Source organism: Streptomyces sp. NPDC051452 (assembly GCF_044454765.1).
Taxonomy (GTDB): domain Bacteria; phylum Actinomycetota; class Actinomycetes; order Streptomycetales; family Streptomycetaceae; genus Streptomyces.
The window spans coordinates 183,315-205,326 of sequence record NZ_JBITEB010000016.1 but is presented as its reverse complement, the minus strand read 5'-3'; the positions used below and the strand labels follow the sequence as shown (position 1 = coordinate 205,326).

23 protein-coding genes are annotated in these 22,012 nt (G+C 67.8%); 11 read left to right on the top strand and 12 right to left on the bottom strand.

The window, feature by feature from the left end:
• A partial coding sequence (locus ACIBA9_RS30565; protein ID WP_399368062.1) for a hypothetical protein occupies window positions 1-1,011 on the top strand: 1,011 nt, incomplete at its 5' end.
• A 116-nt stretch (window positions 1,012-1,127) separates the two neighbouring features.
• On the opposite strand, the gene ACIBA9_RS30560 is transcribed toward ACIBA9_RS30565, so the two are convergent.
• Window positions 1,128-1,385, bottom strand: coding sequence for a hypothetical protein (locus tag ACIBA9_RS30560; RefSeq protein WP_399368060.1), 258 nt, complete (start codon window positions 1,383-1,385; stop codon window positions 1,128-1,130).
• 455 nt (window positions 1,386-1,840) lie between these two features.
• Between ACIBA9_RS30560 and ACIBA9_RS30555 the strand changes: the two genes are divergently transcribed.
• From ACIBA9_RS30555 to ACIBA9_RS30545, 3 genes are all read left to right on the top strand, one after another.
• A complete protein-coding gene (locus ACIBA9_RS30555) occupies window positions 1,841-2,506 on the top strand; it encodes a hypothetical protein (RefSeq protein ID WP_399368058.1) in 666 nt (221 codons plus the stop codon).
• Between the two features lie 224 nt (window positions 2,507-2,730).
• Window positions 2,731-3,165: a hypothetical protein gene (locus ACIBA9_RS30550; RefSeq protein WP_399368056.1), complete on the top strand. Its 435-nt coding sequence runs from the start codon at window positions 2,731-2,733 to the stop codon at window positions 3,163-3,165.
• A gap of 147 nt (window positions 3,166-3,312) precedes the next feature.
• Window positions 3,313-4,992 (top strand): ISAzo13 family transposase, encoded by a 1,680-nt coding sequence (locus tag ACIBA9_RS30545; RefSeq protein WP_399368054.1) that lies wholly within the window; start codon window positions 3,313-3,315, stop codon window positions 4,990-4,992.
• A gap of 72 nt (window positions 4,993-5,064) precedes the next feature.
• Here the strand turns inward: ACIBA9_RS30545 and ACIBA9_RS30540 are convergent, their stop codons facing one another.
• A complete protein-coding gene (locus ACIBA9_RS30540) occupies window positions 5,065-6,012 on the bottom strand; it encodes a DUF2218 domain-containing protein (protein ID WP_399368052.1) in 948 nt (315 codons plus the stop codon).
• 99 nt (window positions 6,013-6,111) lie between these two features.
• Here ACIBA9_RS30540 and ACIBA9_RS30535 point away from each other — a divergent pair, with 99 nt between their 5' ends.
• Window positions 6,112-6,714, top strand: coding sequence for an ArsR/SmtB family transcription factor (locus tag ACIBA9_RS30535; protein ID WP_399368050.1), 603 nt, complete (start codon window positions 6,112-6,114; stop codon window positions 6,712-6,714).
• A 229-nt stretch (window positions 6,715-6,943) separates the two neighbouring features.
• Here ACIBA9_RS30535 and ACIBA9_RS30530 read toward each other — a convergent pair whose 3' ends face one another.
• Together ACIBA9_RS30530 and ACIBA9_RS30525 are read right to left on the bottom strand one after the other, a co-directional pair.
• On the bottom strand, window positions 6,944-8,041 hold the full coding sequence (locus ACIBA9_RS30530) for a hypothetical protein (protein ID WP_399368048.1): 1,098 nt from the start codon (window positions 8,039-8,041) through the stop codon (window positions 6,944-6,946).
• A 469-nt stretch (window positions 8,042-8,510) separates the two neighbouring features.
• Complete coding sequence (locus ACIBA9_RS30525; protein ID WP_399368046.1) at window positions 8,511-9,140, bottom strand: helix-turn-helix domain-containing protein; 630 nt, start codon at window positions 9,138-9,140, stop codon at window positions 8,511-8,513.
• Window positions 9,141-9,285: 145 nt separating this feature from the next.
• Here ACIBA9_RS30525 and ACIBA9_RS30520 point away from each other — a divergent pair, with 145 nt between their 5' ends.
• The gene (locus tag ACIBA9_RS30520; RefSeq protein ID WP_399368044.1) at window positions 9,286-10,272 is read left to right on the top strand and encodes an alpha/beta fold hydrolase; all 987 of its coding nucleotides are present in this window, start codon (window positions 9,286-9,288) and stop codon (window positions 10,270-10,272) included.
• Between the two features lie 981 nt (window positions 10,273-11,253).
• On the opposite strand, the gene ACIBA9_RS30515 is transcribed toward ACIBA9_RS30520, so the two are convergent.
• Window positions 11,254-11,604, bottom strand: coding sequence for a hypothetical protein (locus ACIBA9_RS30515; protein WP_399368042.1), 351 nt, complete (start codon window positions 11,602-11,604; stop codon window positions 11,254-11,256).
• 398 nt (window positions 11,605-12,002) lie between these two features.
• On the opposite strand from ACIBA9_RS30515, the gene ACIBA9_RS30510 reads away from it, so the two are divergent.
• A complete protein-coding gene (locus ACIBA9_RS30510) occupies window positions 12,003-12,137 on the top strand; it encodes a hypothetical protein (protein WP_399368040.1) in 135 nt (44 codons plus the stop codon).
• Between the two features lie 495 nt (window positions 12,138-12,632).
• On the opposite strand, the gene ACIBA9_RS30505 is transcribed toward ACIBA9_RS30510, so the two are convergent.
• Window positions 12,633-13,190 (bottom strand): hypothetical protein, encoded by a 558-nt coding sequence (locus ACIBA9_RS30505; RefSeq protein ID WP_399368038.1) that lies wholly within the window; start codon window positions 13,188-13,190, stop codon window positions 12,633-12,635.
• Window positions 13,187-13,375 carry a hypothetical protein gene (locus ACIBA9_RS30500; protein WP_399368036.1) on the bottom strand — a complete coding sequence of 63 codons (189 nt, stop codon included), beginning with the start codon at window positions 13,373-13,375 and terminating at the stop codon, window positions 13,187-13,189. The genes ACIBA9_RS30505 and ACIBA9_RS30500 overlap by 4 nt, the downstream gene beginning before the upstream one ends.
• A 66-nt stretch (window positions 13,376-13,441) precedes the next feature.
• Between ACIBA9_RS30500 and ACIBA9_RS30495 the strand changes: the two genes are divergently transcribed.
• Together ACIBA9_RS30495 and ACIBA9_RS30490 are read left to right on the top strand one after the other, a co-directional pair.
• Window positions 13,442-13,909 carry a MarR family winged helix-turn-helix transcriptional regulator gene (locus tag ACIBA9_RS30495; protein ID WP_399368034.1) on the top strand — a complete coding sequence of 156 codons (468 nt, stop codon included), beginning with the start codon at window positions 13,442-13,444 and terminating at the stop codon, window positions 13,907-13,909.
• 158 nt (window positions 13,910-14,067) lie between these two features.
• A complete protein-coding gene (locus tag ACIBA9_RS30490; protein ID WP_399368032.1) occupies window positions 14,068-14,742 on the top strand; it encodes an enoyl-CoA hydratase-related protein in 675 nt (224 codons plus the stop codon).
• A gap of 397 nt (window positions 14,743-15,139) precedes the next feature.
• On the opposite strand, the gene ACIBA9_RS30485 is transcribed toward ACIBA9_RS30490, so the two are convergent.
• The gene (locus ACIBA9_RS30485; RefSeq protein WP_399368030.1) at window positions 15,140-15,523 is read right to left on the bottom strand and encodes a hypothetical protein; all 384 of its coding nucleotides are present in this window, start codon (window positions 15,521-15,523) and stop codon (window positions 15,140-15,142) included.
• 175 nt (window positions 15,524-15,698) lie between these two features.
• Between ACIBA9_RS30485 and ACIBA9_RS30480 the strand changes: the two genes are divergently transcribed.
• Window positions 15,699-16,628, top strand: a complete 930-nt coding sequence (locus ACIBA9_RS30480; protein WP_399368028.1) for an NAD(P)H-binding protein — start codon at window positions 15,699-15,701, stop codon at window positions 16,626-16,628.
• Between the two features lie 55 nt (window positions 16,629-16,683).
• Here ACIBA9_RS30480 and ACIBA9_RS30475 read toward each other — a convergent pair whose 3' ends face one another.
• The 4 genes from ACIBA9_RS30475 to ACIBA9_RS30460 form a co-directional block, all read right to left on the bottom strand.
• The gene (locus tag ACIBA9_RS30475; protein ID WP_399368026.1) at window positions 16,684-17,172 is read right to left on the bottom strand and encodes a DUF1003 domain-containing protein; all 489 of its coding nucleotides are present in this window, start codon (window positions 17,170-17,172) and stop codon (window positions 16,684-16,686) included.
• Between the two features lie 138 nt (window positions 17,173-17,310).
• Entirely contained in the window at window positions 17,311-18,516 is a 1,206-nt protein-coding gene (locus tag ACIBA9_RS30470) for a cytochrome P450 (RefSeq protein ID WP_399368024.1), read from the bottom strand.
• Between the two features lie 41 nt (window positions 18,517-18,557).
• Entirely contained in the window at window positions 18,558-19,952 is a 1,395-nt protein-coding gene (locus ACIBA9_RS30465) for an NAD(P)/FAD-dependent oxidoreductase (protein ID WP_399368023.1), read from the bottom strand.
• Window positions 19,942-20,169: a ferredoxin gene (locus tag ACIBA9_RS30460; RefSeq protein WP_399368021.1), complete on the bottom strand. Its 228-nt coding sequence runs from the start codon at window positions 20,167-20,169 to the stop codon at window positions 19,942-19,944. Before ACIBA9_RS30460 ends, ACIBA9_RS30465 begins: the two co-directional genes overlap by 11 nt.
• Window positions 20,170-20,573: 404 nt before the next feature.
• Between ACIBA9_RS30460 and ACIBA9_RS30455 the strand changes: the two genes are divergently transcribed.
• The gene (locus ACIBA9_RS30455) at window positions 20,574-21,512 is read left to right on the top strand and encodes a zinc-dependent alcohol dehydrogenase family protein (protein WP_399368019.1); all 939 of its coding nucleotides are present in this window, start codon (window positions 20,574-20,576) and stop codon (window positions 21,510-21,512) included.
• Window positions 21,513-22,012 lie beyond the last annotated feature (500 nt).

Genomic DNA, 22,012 nt, shown 5'->3' with positions numbered 1-22,012 from the left:
CCCCGCCCCCCCCCGCCGGCCCCGGGGGGGCCCCCCCCCCCCCGCCCCCCCCCCGGGGGGGGGGGCCCCCCCCCCCCCCCGGCGGGGGGGGGGGCCCCCCCCCCGCCCCCCCCCCCCCACGAGCCGTGGCCCCACTGCGTAGAGCCGCACGACAGTGAAGCGGCAGACGAGATGCACTCTCCGGACGAGATCCGGATCCTGCGTCGCATCCATGCAGCAGCGGCCGAGCGGCGGCTCCGCGACCCCCAGGCACCCGCGATCACGCCCGAGGAACGGGAGATCGAGCAGCGGCTCCGCAAGGGCCACCCGTGGTTCGACGGCCCGATTCCCATGATCCCCGTGGCCCAGCTCTACGCCCGCGACGTCCCTCTCCCGGCCAGCCCTCCCGGAGCCGACCTTGTCCAGGTCCTGTGGTGCCCTTGCGACCATGAGGAGTTTGCACACCCCCGAACCGCCCTCTTCTGGCGTTCCTCCGCCTCCGTCACCGACGTCCTCAAGGCCCCGCCCGAGCCGCCCGTGATCCAGTTCGACTGGTACCTGCCGGAACCGTGCTTGCTCGCACCGGAACAGATCACCGAATACCCCAGCCCCCTGGAGCTGAGCAAGGAACTGCAGCAGCAGTTGGGCGACGTGAACCTGTGGGAGACAGCCGGACTCGCGTGGGACAGCACCGGCGCGTTGGACCCGCAGGAGTTCTACTTCCGCAACCTGTGCCACGCCCCCGGGTGGAAGACCGGCGGCTGGACCCGCTGGGGCCTCACCGACCCCATGCCCCGCCCATGCCCCGAATGCGGCACCGAGACGACCCCGCTCCTCACCATCGCGTCCTCGGAATGGAACTCCGGCAGCAAGAGCTGGATGCCTGATGAGGAACGGACGAACCCGACTCCGCTCCTCCTCGGCACCCCGCCCTCGAACTTCACTCTCCTCGACATCGCCAGCGCCTACAGCCTGCAACTCCACGTCTGCCCTGCGTCCCCGGAGCATCCCCACATCGAACTGGTCCAGTGAGCCCTCGCGGAAGTCCTCCGCGCCGACGCGTACGCCGCGATCGACACCGCGATCGACTCTCCAGTCAGTAGCCTTGGCCAACTACCAGATGATCCAAACGACGGGCCCTAGGCGTGTCAGGGACTCGCAGAGGCTTGCGGTGACCGCACATCCGGGATGTTCAAGGACACCTCGCCAGGTGCCTCGGGGTTCGTTTGGCTGGCGTGGGTGGCCTGTTCCGTTGTGGGCCGCCGCCCGCACACTTGCCTCCAGAGCCGCACTGTCTGGCGCAGCTTCTCCAGGAGGATGTTGAGCAGCTCGAGCAGGCCCAGGAGGAGCAGCAGGATGACGATGAGCAACAGCTCGAGCTCATCGAGTAGTTCGAATACCTTCATCGTGCACCTGCCTGGGCATCGGCTGGCTGGGGGCGGGTGCGCAGTTTGTCCTCACGCACCAGCAGGTCGATGGGATCATTCATCGATGCTCCTCAGGGGTCTCGAGGCGGCTCATCTGCCGCGACCCTTTGAGGTTCATCCGGGGGTCATGCGCTGTAGAAGCGCAGCAGCGCTGCCGATCGATGCAGCAGGAAGGCGGTGCTTGTGAGCGGGTCCGGCGAGATGGAACTGAGCCATGGCCTATCTCTTCCGGCCCGGTCCGCCCCATCGGACGCCGAGGTACGAAGACGCCTGCGCGAGGAATCAAAACGTGCAGCTGAAGAGTTTGCGTCAGCGCTGCGTGCTTTGATCGCAGAGTCTGGTGCGAGTCAGCGGGCTATGGCGAGGCGACTCAACATCCAGTCCGGCACGTTCTCGAGGTACTTGACGGGGGGCACGTACCCGACTGGAGGGTCGTGGAGGCAGTGCTGCGGGAGGTGGAAGCACTCTCCGCGAGCCCTGCACCTCGCGATATCGGACCCCAGTTGTACCGGCTTCAGCAGAAGGCTCTCGAGTTGAAGCACCCCATGCGCTTCCGCGTTCACCAGGTGCTCCTAGAGCTGGAGGCTTCTGAGCGGGCGGTTGCTCGTCTTCGAGCTCGTGAATCGGTCTTGGCCAAAGAGGTCGAGGATCTGCAGCGCCGTATCGGCGATCTGGAGGCGGACCAGGGTCTGGAGCGGCAGCGCTACGAAGAGGAACTGGATCGCCTGACCCGCGAGCTCGGGGAGACCGAGGCGCAGTTTCGCGAGGCCGAGGAGCGATGCGAGAGTCTCGAGGAGGCGTTGACCCGAGCGCGGGATGAGGCGGCTGCTAGTGAAGAGGCATCTGCCACGCTGCTGGTCGATGTAGCTGATCAGCGTGAATCTGGTCCAGACTTGCTCACGTTACTTGAGGCACTCGTCCAGGCCTACGCGGAAGCACGGACAGACGACCAACGTGCGCATGTTCTCGAGCAGATAGGTAGCTTGGCTCCGCAGTCAGTGGCGGCGGCGCTCGCCATCCTTGCGGGCAGGTATCCGGACATCGAGCCAAAGCCTTTCCTGCTTCCTTCTGTCTCTCCATCAAGAGCTACCCGCTCCTAGCCGCTCGAATTTCTGACGTTGCCCTCTTCAATGCGATCCACAAAGCGCACCACGCCTCGGTGGGGCAGTCGGCGAACCACTGGGCGCAGAAGGACTTGCGTAACCTGCTGGTACTCCTGGTCTGCAGCCCTCCAGAGGAGGCCGTGCGGCGACTTCGGTTCCTCAGCCCTCCCTTGCGCCATGACGCACTCACCGAGGCTACTTCCCGTGCTCGTGGAGTGAGCGTGGAGCATCTGGGACAGATGGCTGCGGTCATGCGCCGACGTCGGCACCCTGACAGTCTTCAGACGGTGGTGACTAACGCCTTGGCCACCCTGTTGCTGCGGCGTGCGGTTGTCCACTTCACCGATCCGGCCATGTTGGTTGAGCTCTTGACCTCATGGGAGCACTGCGTAGATCGAGACGATCAGTTCGATCCACCGACGACGGACGATCGATTACTCGTGCTTCATGCCTGGCTCAAGAGCCAATCTGCCGCCGTCGTTGAGCAGCTTCTGACCCTTGCGATTGCGCTGCCCCCCGGTAGCACCTCTCTTGACTGGGATGACAAGAGACTGCAGCAGTGGCAAAACGCCGCTGAGCTCCTTCCCTTCCGTCAGAGGCGAGCGGCCCGGTCAATCCTGCGTGGCCTCGCCGAGCAGACTGGCGCCGGCACCTAGAGCAGCGTGTTGGTGGAAAGCTCGCCCAGCCGGTGAGCCGGGCACCCGAACCTGTCTCCGGCTCGCGTCACCGCCGTGGCGTCTATCTGCTTAGGGCTCGCAGAGAATCAAGGTGTTGCTTCCCGTGATGCGGCTCGTTGCTGTGATATGAGCGTCTCCGATGAAGCCCGCGGTCAACTCGTCATCAAGTTCGAGGTGTTGTTCCCACATCTCGATGAGCGGCAGCGACGGCTGCTGATGGGGGCCGAAGCCAGGATCTTGGGGCACGGCGGTATCCGAGCCGTCGCGCGGGCGGCCCGTGTCAGCGAGACAACGGTCCGCAAGGGCATGGACGAGCTGGAGGCCGGCGAGGAACCTCTGGGCCGGGTTCGCAGGCCCGGTGGCGGCCGAAAGAAGGCCGCGGACCTTGATCCGGGGCTGGTGCCCGCGCTGCTGGCACTGGTGGAACCCGACGAGCGGGGCGATCCGATGTCACCACTGCGTTGGACGGTGAAGTCGACCAGGAATCTCGCCGCCGAGCTCTCCCTCCAGGGCCACCGGGTGAGCGCGGACACGGTCGGGGACCTACTGCGTGAGGAAGGCTTCAGCTTGCAGGCCGGCGCCAAGACCATCGAAGGCAAGCAGCACCCGGACCGTGACGCCCAGTTCCGCTACATCAACAACCGGGCCAGGCAGCACATGGACGCCGGCCAGCCGGTGATCAGCGTTGATGCGAAGAAGAAGGAACTCGTCGGTGACTACAAGAACACTGGCCGCCAATGGCGGCCGGTCGGTGAGCCGGTACTCGTCAAGACACACGACTTCCTGGACAGGCAGGGACCCGGTAAGGCCATCCCCTACGGCATCTACGACGTCGCCGCGAACACCGGCTGGGTCAGTGTCGGCACCGATCACGACACCGCCGCGTTCGCCGTCGCCTCCATCCGCCGCTGGTGGCAGGCCCGCGGCCACCACGATTATCCGGCCGCCAGCCGCCTGCTGATCACCGCGGACGCGGGCGGATCCAACGGCTACCGCACCCGTGCCTGGAAGGCGGAACTCGCAGCACTGGCCACCGAGACGGGCTTGGACATCACGGTCTGCCACATGCCGCCGGGCACCTCGAAATGGAACAAGATCGAGCACCGGCTGTTCTCCCACATCTCCATGAACTGGCGCGGCCGCCCGCTGACCAGCCACGACGTCATCGTGAACAGCATCGCGGCGACCACGACCCGCGCCGGGCTGAAGGTCCACGCCGAACTCGACCGGGGCACCTACGACACCGGCATCAAGGTCACCGACAGCGACATCGACGCCCTGACGATGGACCGGCACCGCTTCCACGGCGACTGGAACTACACCCTCCGCCCTCAGCCTCGCGACACCACCAGCGCAGCTGATGAAGCCGGCCCGCGATCAGCCGGCCCATCCCTGCCGTCCGGCACTGAGTGTCTGCGCAACCCGGAGCTGACCGGCATGCCCGAACCGGCGCTGGACGAACTCGTCGAGCAACTGACCACGAAACTCGATGAGTTACGTGAGCAGGGACGGCTCCAGCTACGAGGAGGTGAGCGCATCCGCGCTCGCGGCGCAGGGGCGAAGGACAGGCTGACCACGGCCGAGAGAGTCCTGGCCACCGTGCTCTACCTCCGCAAACTCGGCACCCGAGACCTGCTCGCCCAGCTCTTCGGAGTAAATGGCAGCACCCTCACCAGGGCCATTCACCAAGTCCAGCCCCTCCTGGCCGAGCGCGTTCCACCCTCGACAGCCAGGTTCCGCACGCCTGCTGACGTCACCGCGTTCCTCGCGAACAGCAACCCCACGGAGATCAAATCAGCATGTTGATTCTCTGCGAGCCCTAAGAAGCAGTTCGATCTTGCGGTCGAAGCGGGCCACCGACAGTCCGCGGGGTGCGCGTCAGCGGCGGCGGGCGATGGTGATCCCGTCGCGCACCGGCAGCATCACCGCGTCCACTCGCTCGTCGGCCGTGATGAGGTCGTTGAGACGCCGCATCGCAAGGTGGTGGCCCTCTTGGTATGCGGGATCGAGGACACGGCCGCCGAGGAAGACATTGTCCAGCACCACCAATCCGCCGGGACGCAGCCGACGCACGATCTCCTCGTAGTAGGCAGGGTAGTTGTCCTTGTCGGCGTCGATGAACGCGATGTCGATGACCGGCTCGGGACCGAGTGTGCGCAGTGTCTGTAGCGCGGGGGCGATGCGCAGGTCGATCCGGTCGGCGACGCCTGCACGCTCCCAGTACGGCCGGCCGATGGCCGTCCATTCCTCGCTGGTGTCGCAGGCGAGCAGCCGGCCGCCTTCTGCCAGTCCGCGGGCGACGCAGAGGGTGGAGTAACCGGTGAAGACGCCGACTTCGACCGCAAATCGGGCGTGTGTCAGCCGGGTCAGCATCGTGAGCAGTGTGCCCTCGTCGGAGGAGACCTGCATGTGCGCGGCGTCGGCAGCGGCCTCACGGGTGGCGATGGCCAGCTCGCCGAGGACGTCGTCGGTGGGCGTGTGGTGGCTGAGCAGGTACTCCTCTACGACGGGGGCGGTGGGCTCCAGGTCGCCGCCGTCGATGGGGGTGGTCCACTGGACGGCTAGCTCTTCCCGGGTGGCGAAGCGCACCAGATGACGGGTGATGACGTCCTGGACACGGGCCAGCGACTCGGCGTCAACTGCGGTGGCGGTCAGCTCCAGCCGGTCCGCGGCGGGGGTGAGGGTGCAGGTCCCGGCGGCAACCGTGATCGTGCCGCGGCCGTCGGAGGCGAGGGTGGCAGTGGTCTTGTGGCCCATGTGCGAGACGAGCTGCTTGACGTAGCGGGCGGGGCGACCGGTTGTGACACGTGCGGTAGCGAGGGGCATCGGACTCCTTGGGGTATCCGTGAGTTAAGCGACGAGATCTCTCAACGCTTTCCGGGATTCTGCGGCCGCATGACGGACTTGTCAAAAGTGTTTGGATTCATGGACACTTTCAGCATGGTGGAAGAGCAGCGCCCCGCGCACGCGAGTCAGGCCGGCCAGGAAGAGCAACTCCCGGATGAGCAGGACCACCTCGTGCTCCGCTCGGCGGAGCAGTTCAAGGCCCTCGGGCACCCGGTGCGTCACCGAATGGTCAACGTGTTGCGCCAGCGCGCCGCGACGCTGCGCCAGCTCGCCGAGGTGCTGGGAATGAGCAAGGGCACCATCGGCTACCACGTACGTGTACTGCGTGAGGCCGGACTGGTCCGGCTGGCCGAGACCCGTCAGGTGCGCGGCGGCACCGAGCAGTACTTCGCGCTGGTCAGCCACGGCTTCAAGGTGCACCAGGACGTGGCGGTCGGGCCGGAGTTCCTGATCAACGCCGCGCTAGGCGAAATGCTGCCCAGCCAACCCGGCCAGCCCTCGCACACCGTGCTGCGCCACCTCTGGCTCACCAACCGCGAGGCTCACGCCCTGGAAGCCCGGCTGCGCGCGATGGCCGACGAGCCGTATCCGACTGCTCCCCCGCGCGGCGAACCGTATGGATTGCTGGTCAGCCTCTTCCGCGCCGATGTGCCCAGCCTGCCACCAGACGACGGGGCATGAGCCTACGGCTTCGGCCAACCGTACGACCATGTCACCGCTCGACGTCAGCAGCCCGCCGAACGTTGAGCACCCTGGTCCCCACCCGCGACCGCAGCATCGCCGCGGTCCGGGGCTGCTGCGGTCGCTGCGCCTGCATAGTAGGTGCGGAACCAGGTCGTCCTGCCGCCATCCTGACCCACGACCTTGACCGAAGAGATAGGGGTCCCCCGGAGAAAACACTCCCGCAACCCTAACTGGCCATGTTTCGAAGCTGGTCAGCGATCGCGGTCCGAAGGGGCAGCAGTTCGGCATCGATCGCCTGAGACTCCTGGATGCTGAGCTTCATCGCGGCGTTGGGGCAAGAGATCTTGTTGACGAATCGGATGCGGAAGTAGGTGGGTGGAGAGTCGTTGTCGGTCGTATCACCGGGCAGTCGGGAAAGGCGCAGGCGCCGCTCACGTTCACTATCCGGCACCGACGCCAGGGAGGCGCGCAGTTGCGCCCAGATATCGTCCCCGGCCCGGGCGGCGCGTTCGAGAGTGAAGCGGGCCGTCTCGCGCAGTAGCAGAGCCCGGAGCAGCCCGTCAGCCGAGTCGGCGGAGGTTATACGGACGGCCATCTCGTCAGCGCGGTACTGGGCCTGCCTGCACGAGTGATGGTTGAGTCGGCTCAGCAGTCGGTGAAGCACGAGCATGCCGTGAGCCAACGGCTCCTGTAGCGCCCGGGCAAGCGCCTGACCCATGGTGACGTTGGTGTTTTGACCCACTGTGCCTGCACGGAACGCATTCGCGTCCATCACACCCTGCCGTGCTTCTTCCAGCGCAGGGGTGGGTGTGATGACGTCCGCCCAGGTGGTGAGCGCATCCAGGGCTGTCTGGATCCAGGTGTCGCTCAGCCCCCCGGCGGCCGAGGCACGTCCGAGATCGTGGCCGAGTAGGGCAAGCCGCTGGTCTGTGGGGAGGGTCTCCCACAGTGGCAAGCCCAACACAAGTTCGCGCCGCCGGCGCACGCCCACCACCATGCAGCCCGAGCCGTACCGCGCATCGACGGCAATCGCGTCCACCGGGCGGATGCCAAGCGCGGCAGCTATCCGCTTCGTCACTGCATAAAGCATCGGCGCGGAGGCAGGGTCCAGGTTGTGTCCGGGCATCCGCCCGAGTCGCGGACGAAGCAGCAGTGCGAGGGTAACTTCCACCGCGCCCAGAATCCGCTCCGGCCAGGTGCCAACCACGAGCAACCACACGCCGGTACCCGCGAGCGCGACGGTGCCCACGTTGACCGCGGTTGCCAGCAGCAGTGCGCCGAAACGCGTGGCATTCCACGGCGCTGACCCCGTTCCGTCCGCCAATGCCCGACCGAGCACGCGTTCCTGACGGGCCGCATCACGCGGTCTGCCCTTGCAGGAGGTGTCACCGCTGCGGGGGTCTAGGTTCCAGTCGCACTCTGGGCACCAGACGCTGAACCGGGGATCCGAGTCCGGTAGGGCCGCGCGGCACCGCGGGCACTCGAACCCTACGTCCTTACACATGAACAATGATCTTGGCCCTGTGAGCGTACGACGGCAGGGCCCCGATTCAGCCTTTACCCCACCTTTGCGCCTCGCCAGCGTGCCCCATGCTTCTTGAGTCCAGCGTCTCTACACAAAGGGGATGCCTCCGACCTGCCGGAGGCAGATCTGCGACCCCATAACGCGCCCTGGCCGGCGCCCTGAGCCGAAGCTCAGTAGTTGTTACCGGGAGAACCGGATGACGTGGCGGATCAGGCGGACCGAAGCAGTGTGGTTGTCACCAACGAGGCACGCGGCTTGTCACAACTGCTCATTCAGCAGCCTTTCTGTCACCGGTCCCGCGGCTGGCTGCTGGAGGGGTGCGCAGCCGTAGACGTTCTCCTTGGGGCCCGAACATGATCAGATACTCGACCGGTCCGGTGGATCCGGCGTTTGCGACTCCGTGGGGGATGCGGGTGTCGAACTCGACGACGTCCCCGGCAGTCAGGACGAGGTCCTGGTTGCCGAGCGCGAGCCACAACCGCCCGTACAGGACGCACAGCCACTCGTAGCCCTCGTGGGACACCTGTCGGGGCCGCCCAGGCGGCTTTGCGACGGCACGCAGGACGCGCTTGTGGGCGTGCAGGCCGCCGACGTACGGGGTCAGCGGCAACACCGCCTTGTCGTCGCCGAAGCTATGCGGCGCCGTGCTGCGGGGCTCGACTGCAGGGGCGGGTACGGTGCCGGCCAGCTCGTCCAGGGCGACTTCGTATTCCTTCGCCAGCTGCAGCACTACCTCCAGGGTGGGCTTGCGCCGGCCGGTCTCGATCCGCGACAGCGTGCTGGGCGAGATGCCGGTCACGCGGCTGACATCGGCGAGTGTGACACCACGGCGCTCGCGCACGACCCGCAGCCGCGGTCCCATTGCCGCCAGCGTCTGGGTCACGTCGTCACCTGCCACCGTCCCCGTTCCTTCCTGTCGTGCCGCTTCGCCGCCCTGTCCTGCAACCTTGCCAGAATGGCAACGCTGATCGCGCCGAGTGGCCGCAGCGCCGCATGATCGACGGGTTCCCGCCGGCCGCCCGCGAACTGAGGAGAAGTCCGCCATGCGATCCGAACCGACCGTCGCACTCCGCCACCGCACCGTCGAGGCCCCTGCCGGGCGCCTGCACCTGGTAGAGCAGGGCACAGGCCCGTTGGTCCTGCTCGTGCACGGCTTCCCCGAGTCCTGGTACTCCTGGCGCCGCCAGCTCCCGGCCCTCGCCGCGGCCGGCTACCGGGCGGTGGCGATCGACGTGCGCGGCTACGGCCGCTCCTCCAAGCCCACCGCGACCGACGCTTACCGCATGCTCGACCTGGTGGAGGACAACGTCGCCGTCGTGCACGCCATCGGCGAGGAGAACGCGGTGATCGTCGGCCACGACTGGGGCTCCAACATCGCCGCCGCCTCCGCCCTGCTCCACCCCGGAATCTTCCGGGCCGTCGGCCTGCTGAGCGTCCCCTACGCGCCGCCCGGCGGCCCCCGCCCCACCGACATCTTCGGCCAGATCGGCGGACCCGAGCAGGAGTTCCACGTCTCCTACTTCCAGGAGCCCGGCCGCGCCGAGGCGGAGATCGAGCCCGACGTTCGGAGCTGGCTCGCGGGCTTCTACGCGGCCCTGTCCGCCGGCACCATGCCCGCCCAAGGCGAGCCCGACCCGCACTTCGTCGCCCTGGGCTGTCAGCTGCGCGACCGTTTCCCAGCCGGCCCGCTCCCGGCATGGTTGAGCGAGGACGACCTCGACATCTACGCCGGGGAGTTCGAGCGCACCGGTCTGACCGGCGCCCTCAACCGCTACCGCAACATGGACCGCGACTGGGAAGACCTCGCCCCGCACCACGGAGCCCCGATCAAGCAGCCATCCCTGTTCATCGGCGGCACCCTGGACGCCTCAACCACCTGGATGTCCGACGCCATCGACGCCTACCCCACCACCCTCCCCCGCCTGTCCGCCTCCCACCTCCTGGAAGGCTGCGGCCACTGGATCCAGCAGGAACGCCCCGACGAGGTCAACGGCCTGCTCACCGATTGGCTCGCCACGATGCAGAGTTGAACCAGGCCGGCTTCCAGAGCAGCTTGGCGGTGCGTTTCGGGTGAGCCGCGCCGAGGCAGCACATGCCGGTCTGCTCGGTGATGCCAAACAGCCGCACCGCACCTGCTCCACTACGCCGGTGACAACAAGCGCGCCTATGTGACAACTACCGTGCGTCGGCTCACGCCCGGCCTTCGTGGGGGTTCTGCCCCTCAGTCTGTGCGTTCGTCACCCGGAGCGCAGGGCGGGATCATCCAGCGCATCCTGGTCCGGCCTTCGAGGCCAAGGCGAAGAATCACGGATACACCTGCCCGAAGCGACGTTCCACCGCGACGCCGCCGCCCCGGCTGCGAAGGCCACCGAAGGCACCGACGGCCGATGGCCTGGTGCCGGGGCCCGTCGCGGACTCCCAGGGCACGAACGGCACAAAGTCGCATTCCGCTCGTCTAGCCTCAAGTTCGGCTCAAAATGGCTGCATTCACCTACATAGCCGGTGCATCCTTCTCAACAAGGATCACCACCTACCTGGGAGAACACACATGCTCACTTTGCTCAGCCGAGTCGCGACCTCCCTTCGGGACATCGTCTCCGGCCGTCGGCGTCTTGCGAAGTACGGTGACCCGGAGGCGCATCGCCACCGCCACAACCGCGATGCCAACCTGGCGAACCATCACATCCCAACGCCACCGCAGATGCCCGGGAACCTGCCCAGCGGCATGTGACCGACACTGTACGAGCCGACGCCTCAGGCACGCTCGAGCGTGGGGCCTTGCTGGGTTCATCGCCGATCAGCTGAGCCCGGAACCCTGTTCTCCGTCTCGGACTGCCATACGACAACTGCCCGGACGTACCCGTCACCGTCACCCCCGCCCGCTGACCCACCCACGCAGAAGCCCCGCCATGGCGCACCCGGCGGGGCTTCATCTTCGCTGAGGCCATCTGAACTGACTGTGATGAAATTGCTCTGCGCAACCACGTCTCGCGACGCAGCACTCGCAGGGATTAACGCTCCGCAAATATCCTGCAGAGATTCCCTGTCAGGTGTTCACAAATACGGAAACCTTCTTGATCAGAGTAAGGCAAATTTTCAACAAAAGAAACCCTGATCAATTCCCTGACTTCACAATCCCCACGCACGTACGCACCCTCGATGAAGTTGATCAATCGAAGTCCGATGACCTCCTCACCCGAGCCTTGGCCAACCTCACTGAACAAGCTGACCGCCCATCGGACGACATCTGCGAGGAAAACGTGGGAGAGGAACTCCTCATAGAACTCCACATGTTCGGCATGCAAGCTCTCAAGCTGCGGAAAGTCCTGGAGGAGGTCATGAAAGAACTGTTCTTCGTTCATCTCCATCAATTCGCTGCGAGGGCCAACTTAAGGTCGCCAAGTAGACTTCTAGCCACGATCAAGTCGTGCGGGTCGCCGTCTCTATGATTCCTCGATATCCACTTATTCAGCACTTTAGCGTACTGATTTCCCTTGGCTACATGGTTACGGCCATGAACGAGTTGCCCTGAGCTGAGCTCATCGCGAATCACCGACATCGTCGTACTATCTCCAGAACTCCGACTTCCCCACCGCCGAAGGAGACAACAACTCCGGCCCGATCGGCACCTGGACTCACCTCGTCGCCACCTTCCGGGCACCGGCCGCCGGGGACTCCACCACCGGCAACATGGCTCTCTACCAGAACGGCACACTGGTAGGAACCGCCACCAACCTCAGCCCCCCGGTACGACTCCGCCATGCCCCTGACCCTCGGCGGCTGCATCAACAGCGCCTCCGCCACCACCCCCTACCTGGCATTCCCCGGCTCCGTCGCCGACGTCCACGTCTACCCACGGACCCTGTCAGCGACCGAAGTCAGCGCGCTCCACTGACCCCACCTCAAACTCCGGTCCCTGCCACTCTCAACAGGAGTGGCAGGGCCCACGCTCGTCCGCCTTCCAGCGCGCCCTGATCATCTCCGGACCCTCAAGCGCGGATCTGTACGCTGAGCGGTGTAACTCCTGCGCTGGAAGCGACCGTTGATGACTGACGTAGCGAGTGACATCAAGGCCCGGAAGGCCGTTGTGAGTGGGGCGGCGCGGCCGGGACGGTGAGAAGGCGGAGGCGGAAGAACACCACCTGCGACTAGGGGCATGGATCAGCAACCAACGCTCTCGAGCGGCGACGCTCTCCCCCGAGCGCGTGGAACAGCTCTCATTCTCGCCATGCGCTGGACCTGACGGCGAACAGGCTCGTCCGCCGGGTCCAGCTGGTACGCGCCTAACCGCTCGTGAAGCGTACAGGCATCCGTACGTAGTACGTACGGATGCCCCATGGGGCGGCACATCCCTACAGGGCAACGCCGCGGATCAGGCTGGGATGATCGTCTATCGGGTCACGTTCTCGGTCCGGATCATCCGGCGCAGGCTGGTACGGGCGGCAGTGAGGTCGGCTTCCGCGGCGGTGAGGCGTTGCTGCAGGATGGTGTTCTCTGCCGTTGCTTGTCGGAGCTGGTTGGTGAGCTGCTTGTTGGACTGGGTGAGTTCGTCTACGCGGGCCGTCAGGTTCCCTGCGGTGAGGGTGTCGAGTTGCTGGCCGAGCTGGTGGCGAACAGCGGTTTTGAGTCGGTCTCTGTCGGTCCTGAGTTGCCGGATCTCATGGTGGGCCAGGTCGAGTTCCATGCGCAGGGCTGCTGGTGCGGCGGGTGGTTCGCCGGGCCGGCTGGGGGTGTGCTGGCGTCTCCTGGCGGCCTCAATGTGCTCGCGGATGCGGGGGCTGTAGGTCAGCCAGGTGGAGACGCCGGCGGCGCGGGCGACGGCGGTGAAGGTGATCGGCGTTCCGTCGTACTCGAGAGCGGCCAGGGCGGTCAGGATGCGCTGGCGTTTGTCGAGGCTGGCGCGTCGGCGTGCGTGGGCGAGGGTGGCGGGGTTTCCCGAGCGGTTCATGGTCTGTCCCGGTGGGCGTGGTCGGCGGCAGTGAGCGGCAGGAGAGTGTGGCCGGATCCGGCGCGGGCTCTGCGCAGGAGGGCGGAGGCGCCGAAGGCCGTCAGATTGTCATCGACAAGCACACTTAAGGGCTGCTCGGAGGGCAGCACGCGCCGGGCGGTTTCGAGATGCAGGATGTCTTTCACGTCACACCTCGCTTCACTAGTGAAATGAGGGTGGCGTCGGGCCGTTCCCTCTGTCAATATCGGGCCATGACCGACCCCTCCGACCAGCGGTTGTTCTTCCTGCTCCAGCGCGCCGCGCACCAGTTGCGCACCACCGCGGACCAGCGCTTCCTCGACACCGCGGGTGTCACCACGGCCCAGCTGGCCGCGCTCTACGCCATACGCGACCGGCCGGGCGGCACGCAGGGAGAGCTGGCCCGCAGACTCGAGGTGCGGGAGTCCGCCGTGACGGGGCTGGTCCGCCGGCTCACCGCCGCGGGCCTGGTGGCCAGGGACCGGCATCCGGACGAGCACCGCGCGGTGGTGCTGGAGCTGACCGACGAGGGCCGCGCGGCGCTGGACGCCGTCCGCTCCGAACTGGACCGCTTCAACGCCGAACTGCGCGCTGTGCTGGGCGAGGACGGTTTCACCCGCACGGCCGAGGCCCTGCACCGGCTGGTCGAGGCCGCCGCCTCGCGGGACAGGCCCGGCGACAGCCCGGACGCGACGGCCTGACCGCCGCGGTTCCCCCGTCCCGGCCTCCCCCCGATTCCCCCACCGTTTCCCCCACGACCTCCCTTACCGATTCCCCCAGCACTTTCCCCCACCACTCTTCTCAGCACATTTCTCACCGTGCGGCACGATCCGTCCGTGCCCAGTCCCAAGGAGCCGTCATGCCCGTGCTCGACCGTCAGGAAAACGTCTTCGTGCTCGACCTCGGAGACGGGGAGAATCGTTTCCACCCGGACTGGGTCGCGTCGGTCGACGCGGCCCTGGACGAGGTGGAGAAGGCCGAGGGCCCCCGTGCGCTGGTGACCGCCGCGACGGGCAAGTTCTGGTCCAACGGCCTCGACCTGGAGTGGCTGATCGCCAACGCCGACCGGCGTGAGGAGTACGTCGCCTCCGTACAGGCCCTGTTCGCGCGCTACCTCGCCCTCCCGGTGCCGACCGTGGCCGCGCTCCAGGGGCACACGTTCGCCGCCGGCGCGATGCTCTCCCTGGCGCACGACTTCCGCGTCATGCGCGCCGACCGCGGCTACTGGTGCCTGCCCGAGGCCGACATCAACATCCCCTTCACCCCGGGCATGTGCGCGCTGATCCAGGGGCGTCTGGCCCCGCACACCGCCCACGAGGCCATGCTCACCGCCCACCGTTACGGGGGCGGCGACGCCGCGGCGGCCCGCATCGTCGACGCGGCGGTGGCCGAGGACGAGGTCAGGGCCACCGCCCTCACCGTGGCCGGGGAGCAGGCGGCCCGTGCGGGCGCCACCCTCGGGACCATCAAGGCCCGGATGTACGCCCCCGTGCTGGCCGCGCTCCGGGAGGTCACGCAGGTCTCCCTGGGCTGACCGGGGCTGTCCAAGCCAGCCCAGCAAATACCAGCGGCTTCGCCTCACACGCGGTCAGGCACCAGGTCCAAAAGACCGCAGGTCAGCGACTTGACCGATGTCCAGCGGGCACAGCCACACCAACACCGGCGGGATCAGGAAGATACAGCGGCAGGCACGGGCCACCTCGTAATCGTTGAGGCTTCGACACCCCGATGATCACGATGCCCCTGCCTGCTCCGCTTTGTACCCCAACCGGTCACGGCCCGACCAACGGCCCGACCAACCGCGCGATCCCGGAGCTCGCCCAAGCCCTGCTGCGGGCCCGGGTGGCCGTGTCGGCGCCGTAGCAGCTACTCGTCCTTACGGTCCATCCGTTCGGCCTAGCGGCTGCCGCTGGCAAACCGGTCCGGTTGCCTCACCTGCGGAAGCGGGAAAGCCAGGTGCCGCCGGCTTTCTGCTCGGGCACGGCCTGGTCGTGCTCCTGGTGCTCGGGCCCGGCCTGCGCGGCTTGGCGTTCGGCGGTGACGGCTTGGTGCTTGCAGTCGTCGCACAGGTGCGGGTGAGTCTCGCGTGGGGCGCCCCACCCGGCGGGCTCGATGGCTTTCCACCGTTCGTCGGTGAACCGGGTGCCGCAGCCGGCGCACACCGGACGGCTGGCCTCTCGCTCGGCCTTGTGTTGCGCGGCGATGTGGCGCAGTTCCTCCTGGTGCTCCCGCTGGCGGGCGGCGTACTCGCCCTGCTTGCGGGCGTCGTAGGCTTCACGGCGCGGTTTCCGATCGCCTTGAGGAGGGGTGGACAAGGGGTCGTGGTCGGGTTCGTGGTCGGGTCGACCAGGTCGGACAAGGGGGCCGGGTTTGACCCTTGCGGCCCCGGCTTGTGCCGGCGGGTCGGGTCTTGGACGCATGCCGATCTCCTCGCCGGGGCTGGATGTCACCCCGGTTGCGCCCTGGTCATGCGGGCCGCAGTCTGCCTCCATGAACTACAGCCCGGCAGCAGGCATGCGGCCCATTCTGGTGACCGGTGCCGCGGGCAGTGTCGGGGCTGTGGGCAGGACCGTGGTCCAAGGACTGCGGCGTCGCGGCTTCCAGGTCCGTGCTCTGGTGCGCCAGGACGACGACCGTGCCCAGGCGCTGCGCGCCACCGGTGCGGAAGTCGTGGTCGGGGACCTGACGTGTGCCCGTGATGTCGCCGGCGCCCTCGAGGGCTGCGGTCGGATGTATTTCGGCATGGCCGTGTCGGGCCAGTATCTGCTGGCTGCCGTGACCACAGCGGCGGTTGCGCGGGCTTACGGACGCCTGGAGGCGTTCGTCAACATGTCGCAGCTGACCGTCTCCGAGATGGACGCCACCAGCGGATCCGAGTCGCATCAGCATCGTCAGCAGTGGCTGGTCGAGCAGGTTCTCGACTGGTCAGGCTTGCCCGTGGTCCAGGTCAGGCCCACCGTCTTCATGGAGAACCCGCTCTTCCAGACCATGTTTTCGTCGATCGCCAAGGACGGCGTCATCAGGTGGCCCTTCGGCGGGGCGAGGACATCCCCGATCGCCGCTGGGGACGTCGCTGCCGCCGTCGAGGAGATTCTGGCCGATCCGGCCGGGCACGTCGGCCGGATCTATGAGCTGACTGGTCCCCGGTCACAGAACGTCACCGCTATGGCCGCGGAGATCTCCGATGCTCTGCACCGCACGGTCGGCTACACCGACGTCCCGTTGCAGGAATGGCTCGACGATGAACTCGGGGCGCTGGGACTGCCGGCCCATGTACTCCAGCACATCTCCACCATGGCTCACCTGCACGCGGCTGGGCGCTACGACCGCCAGGCAGACGGCATGAAGGAGATCACTGGGCGGTCAGCCGAAGGAGTAGCCGGGTTCGTCCACAAGAACCCCGGGCTGTTCACTCGCTGACGCCGGCGAAACCGCCGCGAGGCACCACACTGCGACGGTTTCGCCGGCGGCCTGGCTAGGTGGAGGACTGGCCGGAGCCAAGCATCCGGGCGCGGTTCTCCGCGAGGACCTCCTGCACCTTGTGCTCGACCTCCGTCGGGTCGACGCCCAGGGCGCGGCCCATGTGGATCGACCAGACCTCCGAGCGCACGTTGGTCTCGAAGTCGAGGTCGGCGCGAACGTTCTCACGGGCGGCCTGGCGGTTCTGGCTCACCATCACGAAGGTGGACAGGAAGATCGCCTCCAGGCTGACGATCATGGTGAGCAGCCCGAAGGGGAAGGGGTCCCAGATGAGCTCCTGGCCGAACACGCCCATGTTGCACACGATCCAGATCGTGAACCACGCCGCGTGGATGTAGACGAAGTGCATGGTGCCGGCGAAGGCGGTGATCGCGTCCGCGATCCGGTCCTCGGTCCCGCGCATCCGCGCGAGCACGTCCTGCTCGCGTCGCAGCCGCAGAGCCAGGCTGCCCGGACCACCGGGGCCGCTCGCCGCACCGTCCATGCCCACTCCCGGATGTCGTCCACGCCACCGGCCGACAGCGTACGGGCAGGCGCGTTCTAAGCTCGGGACGACTGTCGGTGGACACACTCGAATGCGTCGCATGGTCGAGCCAGGCCGGGCTGGCCAGGGCGGCGGTGTTCAGGCTGCGAGGCCCTCGATGGCGACAGGGAGGTGGCGGGGGCCGCGCAGCACCGCGTTGGCGCGGTACGGCGGCGGGTCCTCCAGCAGCCGGGAGAACTTCACGCGGCGAAACAGTTCGGGCACCGCCAGATGGAGCTCTATGCGAGCGAGTGGGGCGCCGAAGCAGTAATGGATGCCGGTGTACATGCCCAGGTGTTCGTTGTCCTTGCGGTCGGGGTTGAAGCGGTCGGGGTCCTCGAAGCGTTTGGGGTCGCGGTTGGCGGCGGCCAGCATGAGCCAGACCGGTGAGCCTTTGGGGATCGTGGTGCCGGCGACGTCGATGTCGTCCAGGGCGGTGGTCCACGGGACGAACTGGACGGGGGGCTCGTAGCGCAGCACTTCCTCGATGAGCGGGACGGCCAGGTCCGGGTCCTTCTGGAAGCGGTCGAGGACGTCGGGGTGGCGCAGCAGGGTGAGGGTCGTGTTGGTGATCGCGTTGACGGTGGTCTCGTGGCCGGCGACCAGGAGCAGCACCGCGGTGGCCTCCAGGTCTTCCGGTGTCATCTCGGGGGCGAGGGCGCTGAGGATTCCGGGGCCGGGGTGGCGGCGTTTGGTCTCGATGACGTCGGACAGGTAGGCGCCCAGGTCCTGGCGCGCCTGCAGTGCTTTTCCCTGGCCGTCGCCGTCACCGGCTTGGGGGTCGACTCCGGACGCCAGGGCGTCGGCCCAGGTGTGGAAGCGCGCTTCGTCCTCGCGTGGCACGCCGAGGACCTTGCAGATGGCGGTGACGGGAAGGGGGTAGGAGAAGTCCTCGACGATGTCGACCTGGTCCTTGCCTTCGAAGGCGTCGAGCAGTTCGGTGACGACCTGGGCCAGCTCTCCGCGCAGGCCGTCGAGGAATCTGGGGCTGTGCGGGGGGCCGAACGGCCGGGTGATGGTCTCGCGCAGCCGGTCGTGCACGGGTGGGTCGGTGAAGATGAAGCTCGGTGGCAGACCTTGGTCCTCGGCGCTCGTCGTGCGGGCGTAGCCGGGCGGGCGGTTGCGGGTGTCGTTGCTCAGCCGTGGGTCGTTGGCCAGGCTCCGTACCTCGTAGTAGGTGCTGACCAGGTAGATCCCGTTGTCCTCCCGCCGGACCGGTTGCTTGCGCAGCTCGGCGTAGAGCGGGTAGGGGTCGGCTCGATTGGCGTAGTCGGTGATCTGCTCGGCCAGGGTGCCGGACGTCATGGTGACTCCTGAGGGCTCTAGGCGGTGCAGGGCGCCGCCGATCAGGCATGCGCCGGGACGAACGTGACGCGCCGCTCGCTCGGTGAGTGACCGGTCAGCGTGACCGTGGCCCCGTGGGTGGGCAGATGCGGGTCGGGGAAGGCCGGGTCGATGGGCTGCAGCCTCTGCGTCCGGCGATCGACCGCGCGGTACTCCGGCGGGAACGGCGCGCCGGCCGCGATCTGCTGCTCGTAGAACCCCAGCCACTTGGCTCCGTCGAAGGACGCCGCGGCGATGACGCGGCCCCGGTAGCCGTACACCGCCACGAACCGCTCCTCGGCCAGGGCGCCTTGCGCGACGACCAGTTGGTCGCCCAGCGAGGGAACACCGACCGACTTGATGTTGACACCGAACTGGGTGGACCAGAACATCGGCAGCCACAGGTGCGGACGGCGGTCCGGGCCCGCACAGATCATGTTGTGGGCGGCGATCTCGGCCTGTTCGACCGCGTTGCCCCAGTGCTCCAGGGCCAGGAACTGGTAGTCGAACAGCGGGTGGGGGCTGCGGGCGACGTCGCCTGCGGCGTAGATGTCGTCGGTGACGATGCCGTTGACGTCGAACACCCGGCACCCGGCGTCGCACGCCACCCCCCGGGGACCCCCGGCGACGCCCGAGCCGGCGAGCCATTCCGTGTTCCGCAGGGCACCGAGCGAGACGACCGCCACCTCCACGTCGATCGCCGAACCGTCGGACAGATGGGCGCGCCTGAGCCGCCCCACGTCGTCGCCCTCGAGAGCGGTGACGCTGACGCCGCAGCGCAGGTCGACCCCGTGCTTGCGCTGCAGCCGGTCCGCGACCGCGCCGATCACTCCGCCGAGTGCGCCCACCAGTGGTGCCGGGCCGCGCTCGGCGACCGTGACATCGAGGCCCAGCTCCCGGCAGGCGGAGGCGACCTCGGAACCCGTGAAGCCGGCGCCGATCACCAGCACCCGGGACACGCCCGACGTCAGCTTCCGGCGCAGGCGTGCGGAATCGTCGCGGGTACGCAGCACGAACACCCCGTCCAGCGCCGCCTCTTCCGGGTGGAACCAGGGCCGCGCCCTGGTTCCCGTGGTGATCAGCAGGCGGTCGTAGGGGACGGTGTCGCCGTTCGTCAGGCGTACGTGTTTCGCGGCCCGGTCGAGACTTTCGGCGGCGACGCCCACACGCCATTCGGCGTCGATGTCACGCCGCCGCGGCAGTGCGGTGTCCTCGGGCTGAGCCCGCCCGAGCAGCGCCTGCTTGGACAGCGGCGGCCGGTCGTAGGGCTCGTACGGCTCGTCGCCGATCATGGTCAGGGACCCGGTAAAGCCCTGCGCGCGCAAGGTCTCCGCCGCGCGCAGGCCGGCCAGTGAGGCACCGACGACGACGATGCGGCCCTGGCGCCGCAGGACCTCGACGTCCGTGTCAGCCGACATGGGGCTCCACCCGCTTCGTCGGCTCGTCGGAGTAGTCGGCGAGGATGGCCTGGACCGGGCAGGCTGCAGCGGCCTTCTCCACGCGGTCACGTTGTGCCTCATCGAAGCGGGGGGAGAACATCAGCGCCTCCTCCCCGTGCAGAGAGAAGACGTCCGGCGCGAGAAAGACGCACTGAGCGAACCCCTGGCAGCGGTTGAGATCTACGACAAGCCTCATCTGGAACACGCTCTCTACCAGACCGTGGACGCCGTCGGCTCCGCGGTCTGTGCGGTCGGTTCACACGATTGGTCGGCATGCCTCGTCTTCAGGATCGCCCCGCCCGGGTGGGCCTGCAAGGCGAGTGGCCAGGGCGCGCTGCCGTCGGGAATCTCCCAGGGACCGGGCGCAGCGTGAGATGACACCCGACGCCGATGACAGCCTGGGTGCAGGGCGGCGCCGGGGCCGGTGCAGTCCGGAGCGCCCGCCTGATCTCCCGACTCCCGGGCGCCGCGAGACGAGAGGTCACTCATGTCTCGATCCATGCGCGCGATCGTGGCCGTGAAGGCCGGTGATCACTCCGATGTCCTGCGGCTGGAATCCCGGCCCGCTCCCTCACCCGCGGCCGGTCAGGCGCTGGTCGTGTGGCGGCGACCCCGATCCACGCCCGTGATCTGCACGTGCTGCGTGGCCGCTACGGCTCCTCCCTCGACTTCCCCGCGGTCAGCAGCCACATGGAATGCGTAGGCCGTGTCATGGCCCTGGGGCCGGACACCGAGGGACCTCAGGTCGGCGAGCGGGTGGTGGTCGCCGCGATCCCGGCGGTGCCCGGACCCCCGCCGGTCGGCACCTGGCAGGAGTACCTCGTGACCGACACGCACAGACTCCTGCCGGTCCCCGCCCCTCTGAGCGACTTCAGCGCCTGCCAGCTCGCCGTCAACCCGCTGACCGCACTGCTTCTCGTGACGCGTGAACTCGACTGTGAGCCCGGCGAATGGCGGCTGCAGACGGCGGCGGGCTCCACCGTCGTCCGGCTCGTCATCCAGTTGTGCGGGCATCTCAGCATCCGCACCATCAATGTCGTACGGCGACGCGCCGCCGTCGAGGAGATCGAGGCACTCGGCGGTGACGAGGTCATCTGCACCGAGGACGAGGACCTGATGCAGCGGGTGGCCGAGACGGCGGGACCGCCCGGCGTGCGCAAGGCGCTCGACTGTGTCGCGGGACCTGTGGGTGCCCAGGTGTCCCAGGCGCTGGCCCCGGGAGGGCAGGTCGTTGTCTACGGCGCGCTCTCCACCCATCGGCAGACCGACCCGGCCGCGCTGACGATCCTGCTGCAGGCGCGCTCGGTCATCTACGAGACCAAGACGGTCCGCTGGTTCGGCACCGCCTCACCCGAGATCGCGCTGCACGCGCTGTCCCAGGTGAGCGATCTCGTCACCGACGGGGTGCTGACCATCCCGCAAGGCCGGCCCTTCCCGCTCGAACACTTCACCGAAGCCGTCACCGCCGCCGAAGCACCCGCCCACGGCACCAAGCCACTCTTCGTCCTCGACGACAGCCACGGCGTACATCACGAGTGAGGAAACGACCACGAAGCTCCTGGGCGGCCTGCGCGCGGCGTCGTTCCTGGAAGGCTTCCACCAGTTCATGATTACCAACAGAGCCGAGGCCGCGCAGGCCAGCCCAACGACGATTGGGAACTGGCTGCGCAGAAGCCAGTTTCCCCAGCAGAGCGGTTGGTGCGGGGCTGGGCGGAAACTGCTGGGCTGACCATCAGACCGGAGGTGGCAGCAGCGGCGGCGTGCCTACCGGGTCGAGGCCCGTCGGCGCGCGGACGGTATCCGCGGCACGGTGGAAGCAGGGCAGGGCCGGCCGATTGTGGCGGCGCTCGACGCTCGACGCCTGGCTCGTCTTCGAGGGGAAGCCGGGTCTCGATGACGCCGCCGCCTACGCGCACCTGAAATTGTAGGCGGGCGGGGCCCCGGTGATGGGAGCAACATGGCCCCCCCCCCCACACCAGGGGGGCGGGGAAAAAAGTGCCCCGGGGGGGGACACAGTAAGCCACAAACTGCCACAAAAC

Excerpts from the sequence above, each read along its gene's own strand:
- ACIBA9_RS30505 (WP_399368038.1), bottom strand. The coding sequence starts at position 13,190 with ATGAACCGCTCGGGAAACCCCGCCACCCTCGCCCACGCACGCCGACGC.
- ACIBA9_RS30545 (WP_399368054.1), top strand. The coding sequence starts at position 3,313 with ATGAGCGTCTCCGATGAAGCCCGCGGTCAACTCGTCATCAAGTTCGAG.
- ACIBA9_RS30470 (WP_399368024.1), bottom strand. The coding sequence starts at position 18,516 with ATGACGTCCGGCACCCTGGCCGAGCAGATCACCGACTACGCCAATCGA.
- ACIBA9_RS30510 (WP_399368040.1), top strand. The coding sequence starts at position 12,003 with ATGCCCCTGACCCTCGGCGGCTGCATCAACAGCGCCTCCGCCACCACC.
- ACIBA9_RS30515 (WP_399368042.1), bottom strand. The coding sequence starts at position 11,604 with ATGAACGAAGAACAGTTCTTTCATGACCTCCTCCAGGACTTTCCGCAG.
- ACIBA9_RS30520 (WP_399368044.1), top strand. The coding sequence starts at position 9,286 with ATGCGATCCGAACCGACCGTCGCACTCCGCCACCGCACCGTCGAGGCC.
- ACIBA9_RS30495 (WP_399368034.1), top strand. The coding sequence starts at position 13,442 with ATGACCGACCCCTCCGACCAGCGGTTGTTCTTCCTGCTCCAGCGCGCC.
- ACIBA9_RS30540 (WP_399368052.1), bottom strand. The coding sequence starts at position 6,012 with ATGCCCCTCGCTACCGCACGTGTCACAACCGGTCGCCCCGCCCGCTAC.
- ACIBA9_RS30535 (WP_399368050.1), top strand. The coding sequence starts at position 6,112 with ATGGACACTTTCAGCATGGTGGAAGAGCAGCGCCCCGCGCACGCGAGT.
- ACIBA9_RS30490 (WP_399368032.1), top strand. The coding sequence starts at position 14,068 with ATGCCCGTGCTCGACCGTCAGGAAAACGTCTTCGTGCTCGACCTCGGA.
- ACIBA9_RS30465 (WP_399368023.1), bottom strand. The coding sequence starts at position 19,952 with ATGTCGGCTGACACGGACGTCGAGGTCCTGCGGCGCCAGGGCCGCATC.
- ACIBA9_RS30460 (WP_399368021.1), bottom strand. The coding sequence starts at position 20,169 with ATGAGGCTTGTCGTAGATCTCAACCGCTGCCAGGGGTTCGCTCAGTGC.
- ACIBA9_RS30475 (WP_399368026.1), bottom strand. The coding sequence starts at position 17,172 with ATGGACGGTGCGGCGAGCGGCCCCGGTGGTCCGGGCAGCCTGGCTCTG.
- ACIBA9_RS30480 (WP_399368028.1), top strand. The coding sequence starts at position 15,699 with ATGAACTACAGCCCGGCAGCAGGCATGCGGCCCATTCTGGTGACCGGT.
- ACIBA9_RS30560 (WP_399368060.1), bottom strand. The coding sequence starts at position 1,385 with ATGAAGGTATTCGAACTACTCGATGAGCTCGAGCTGTTGCTCATCGTC.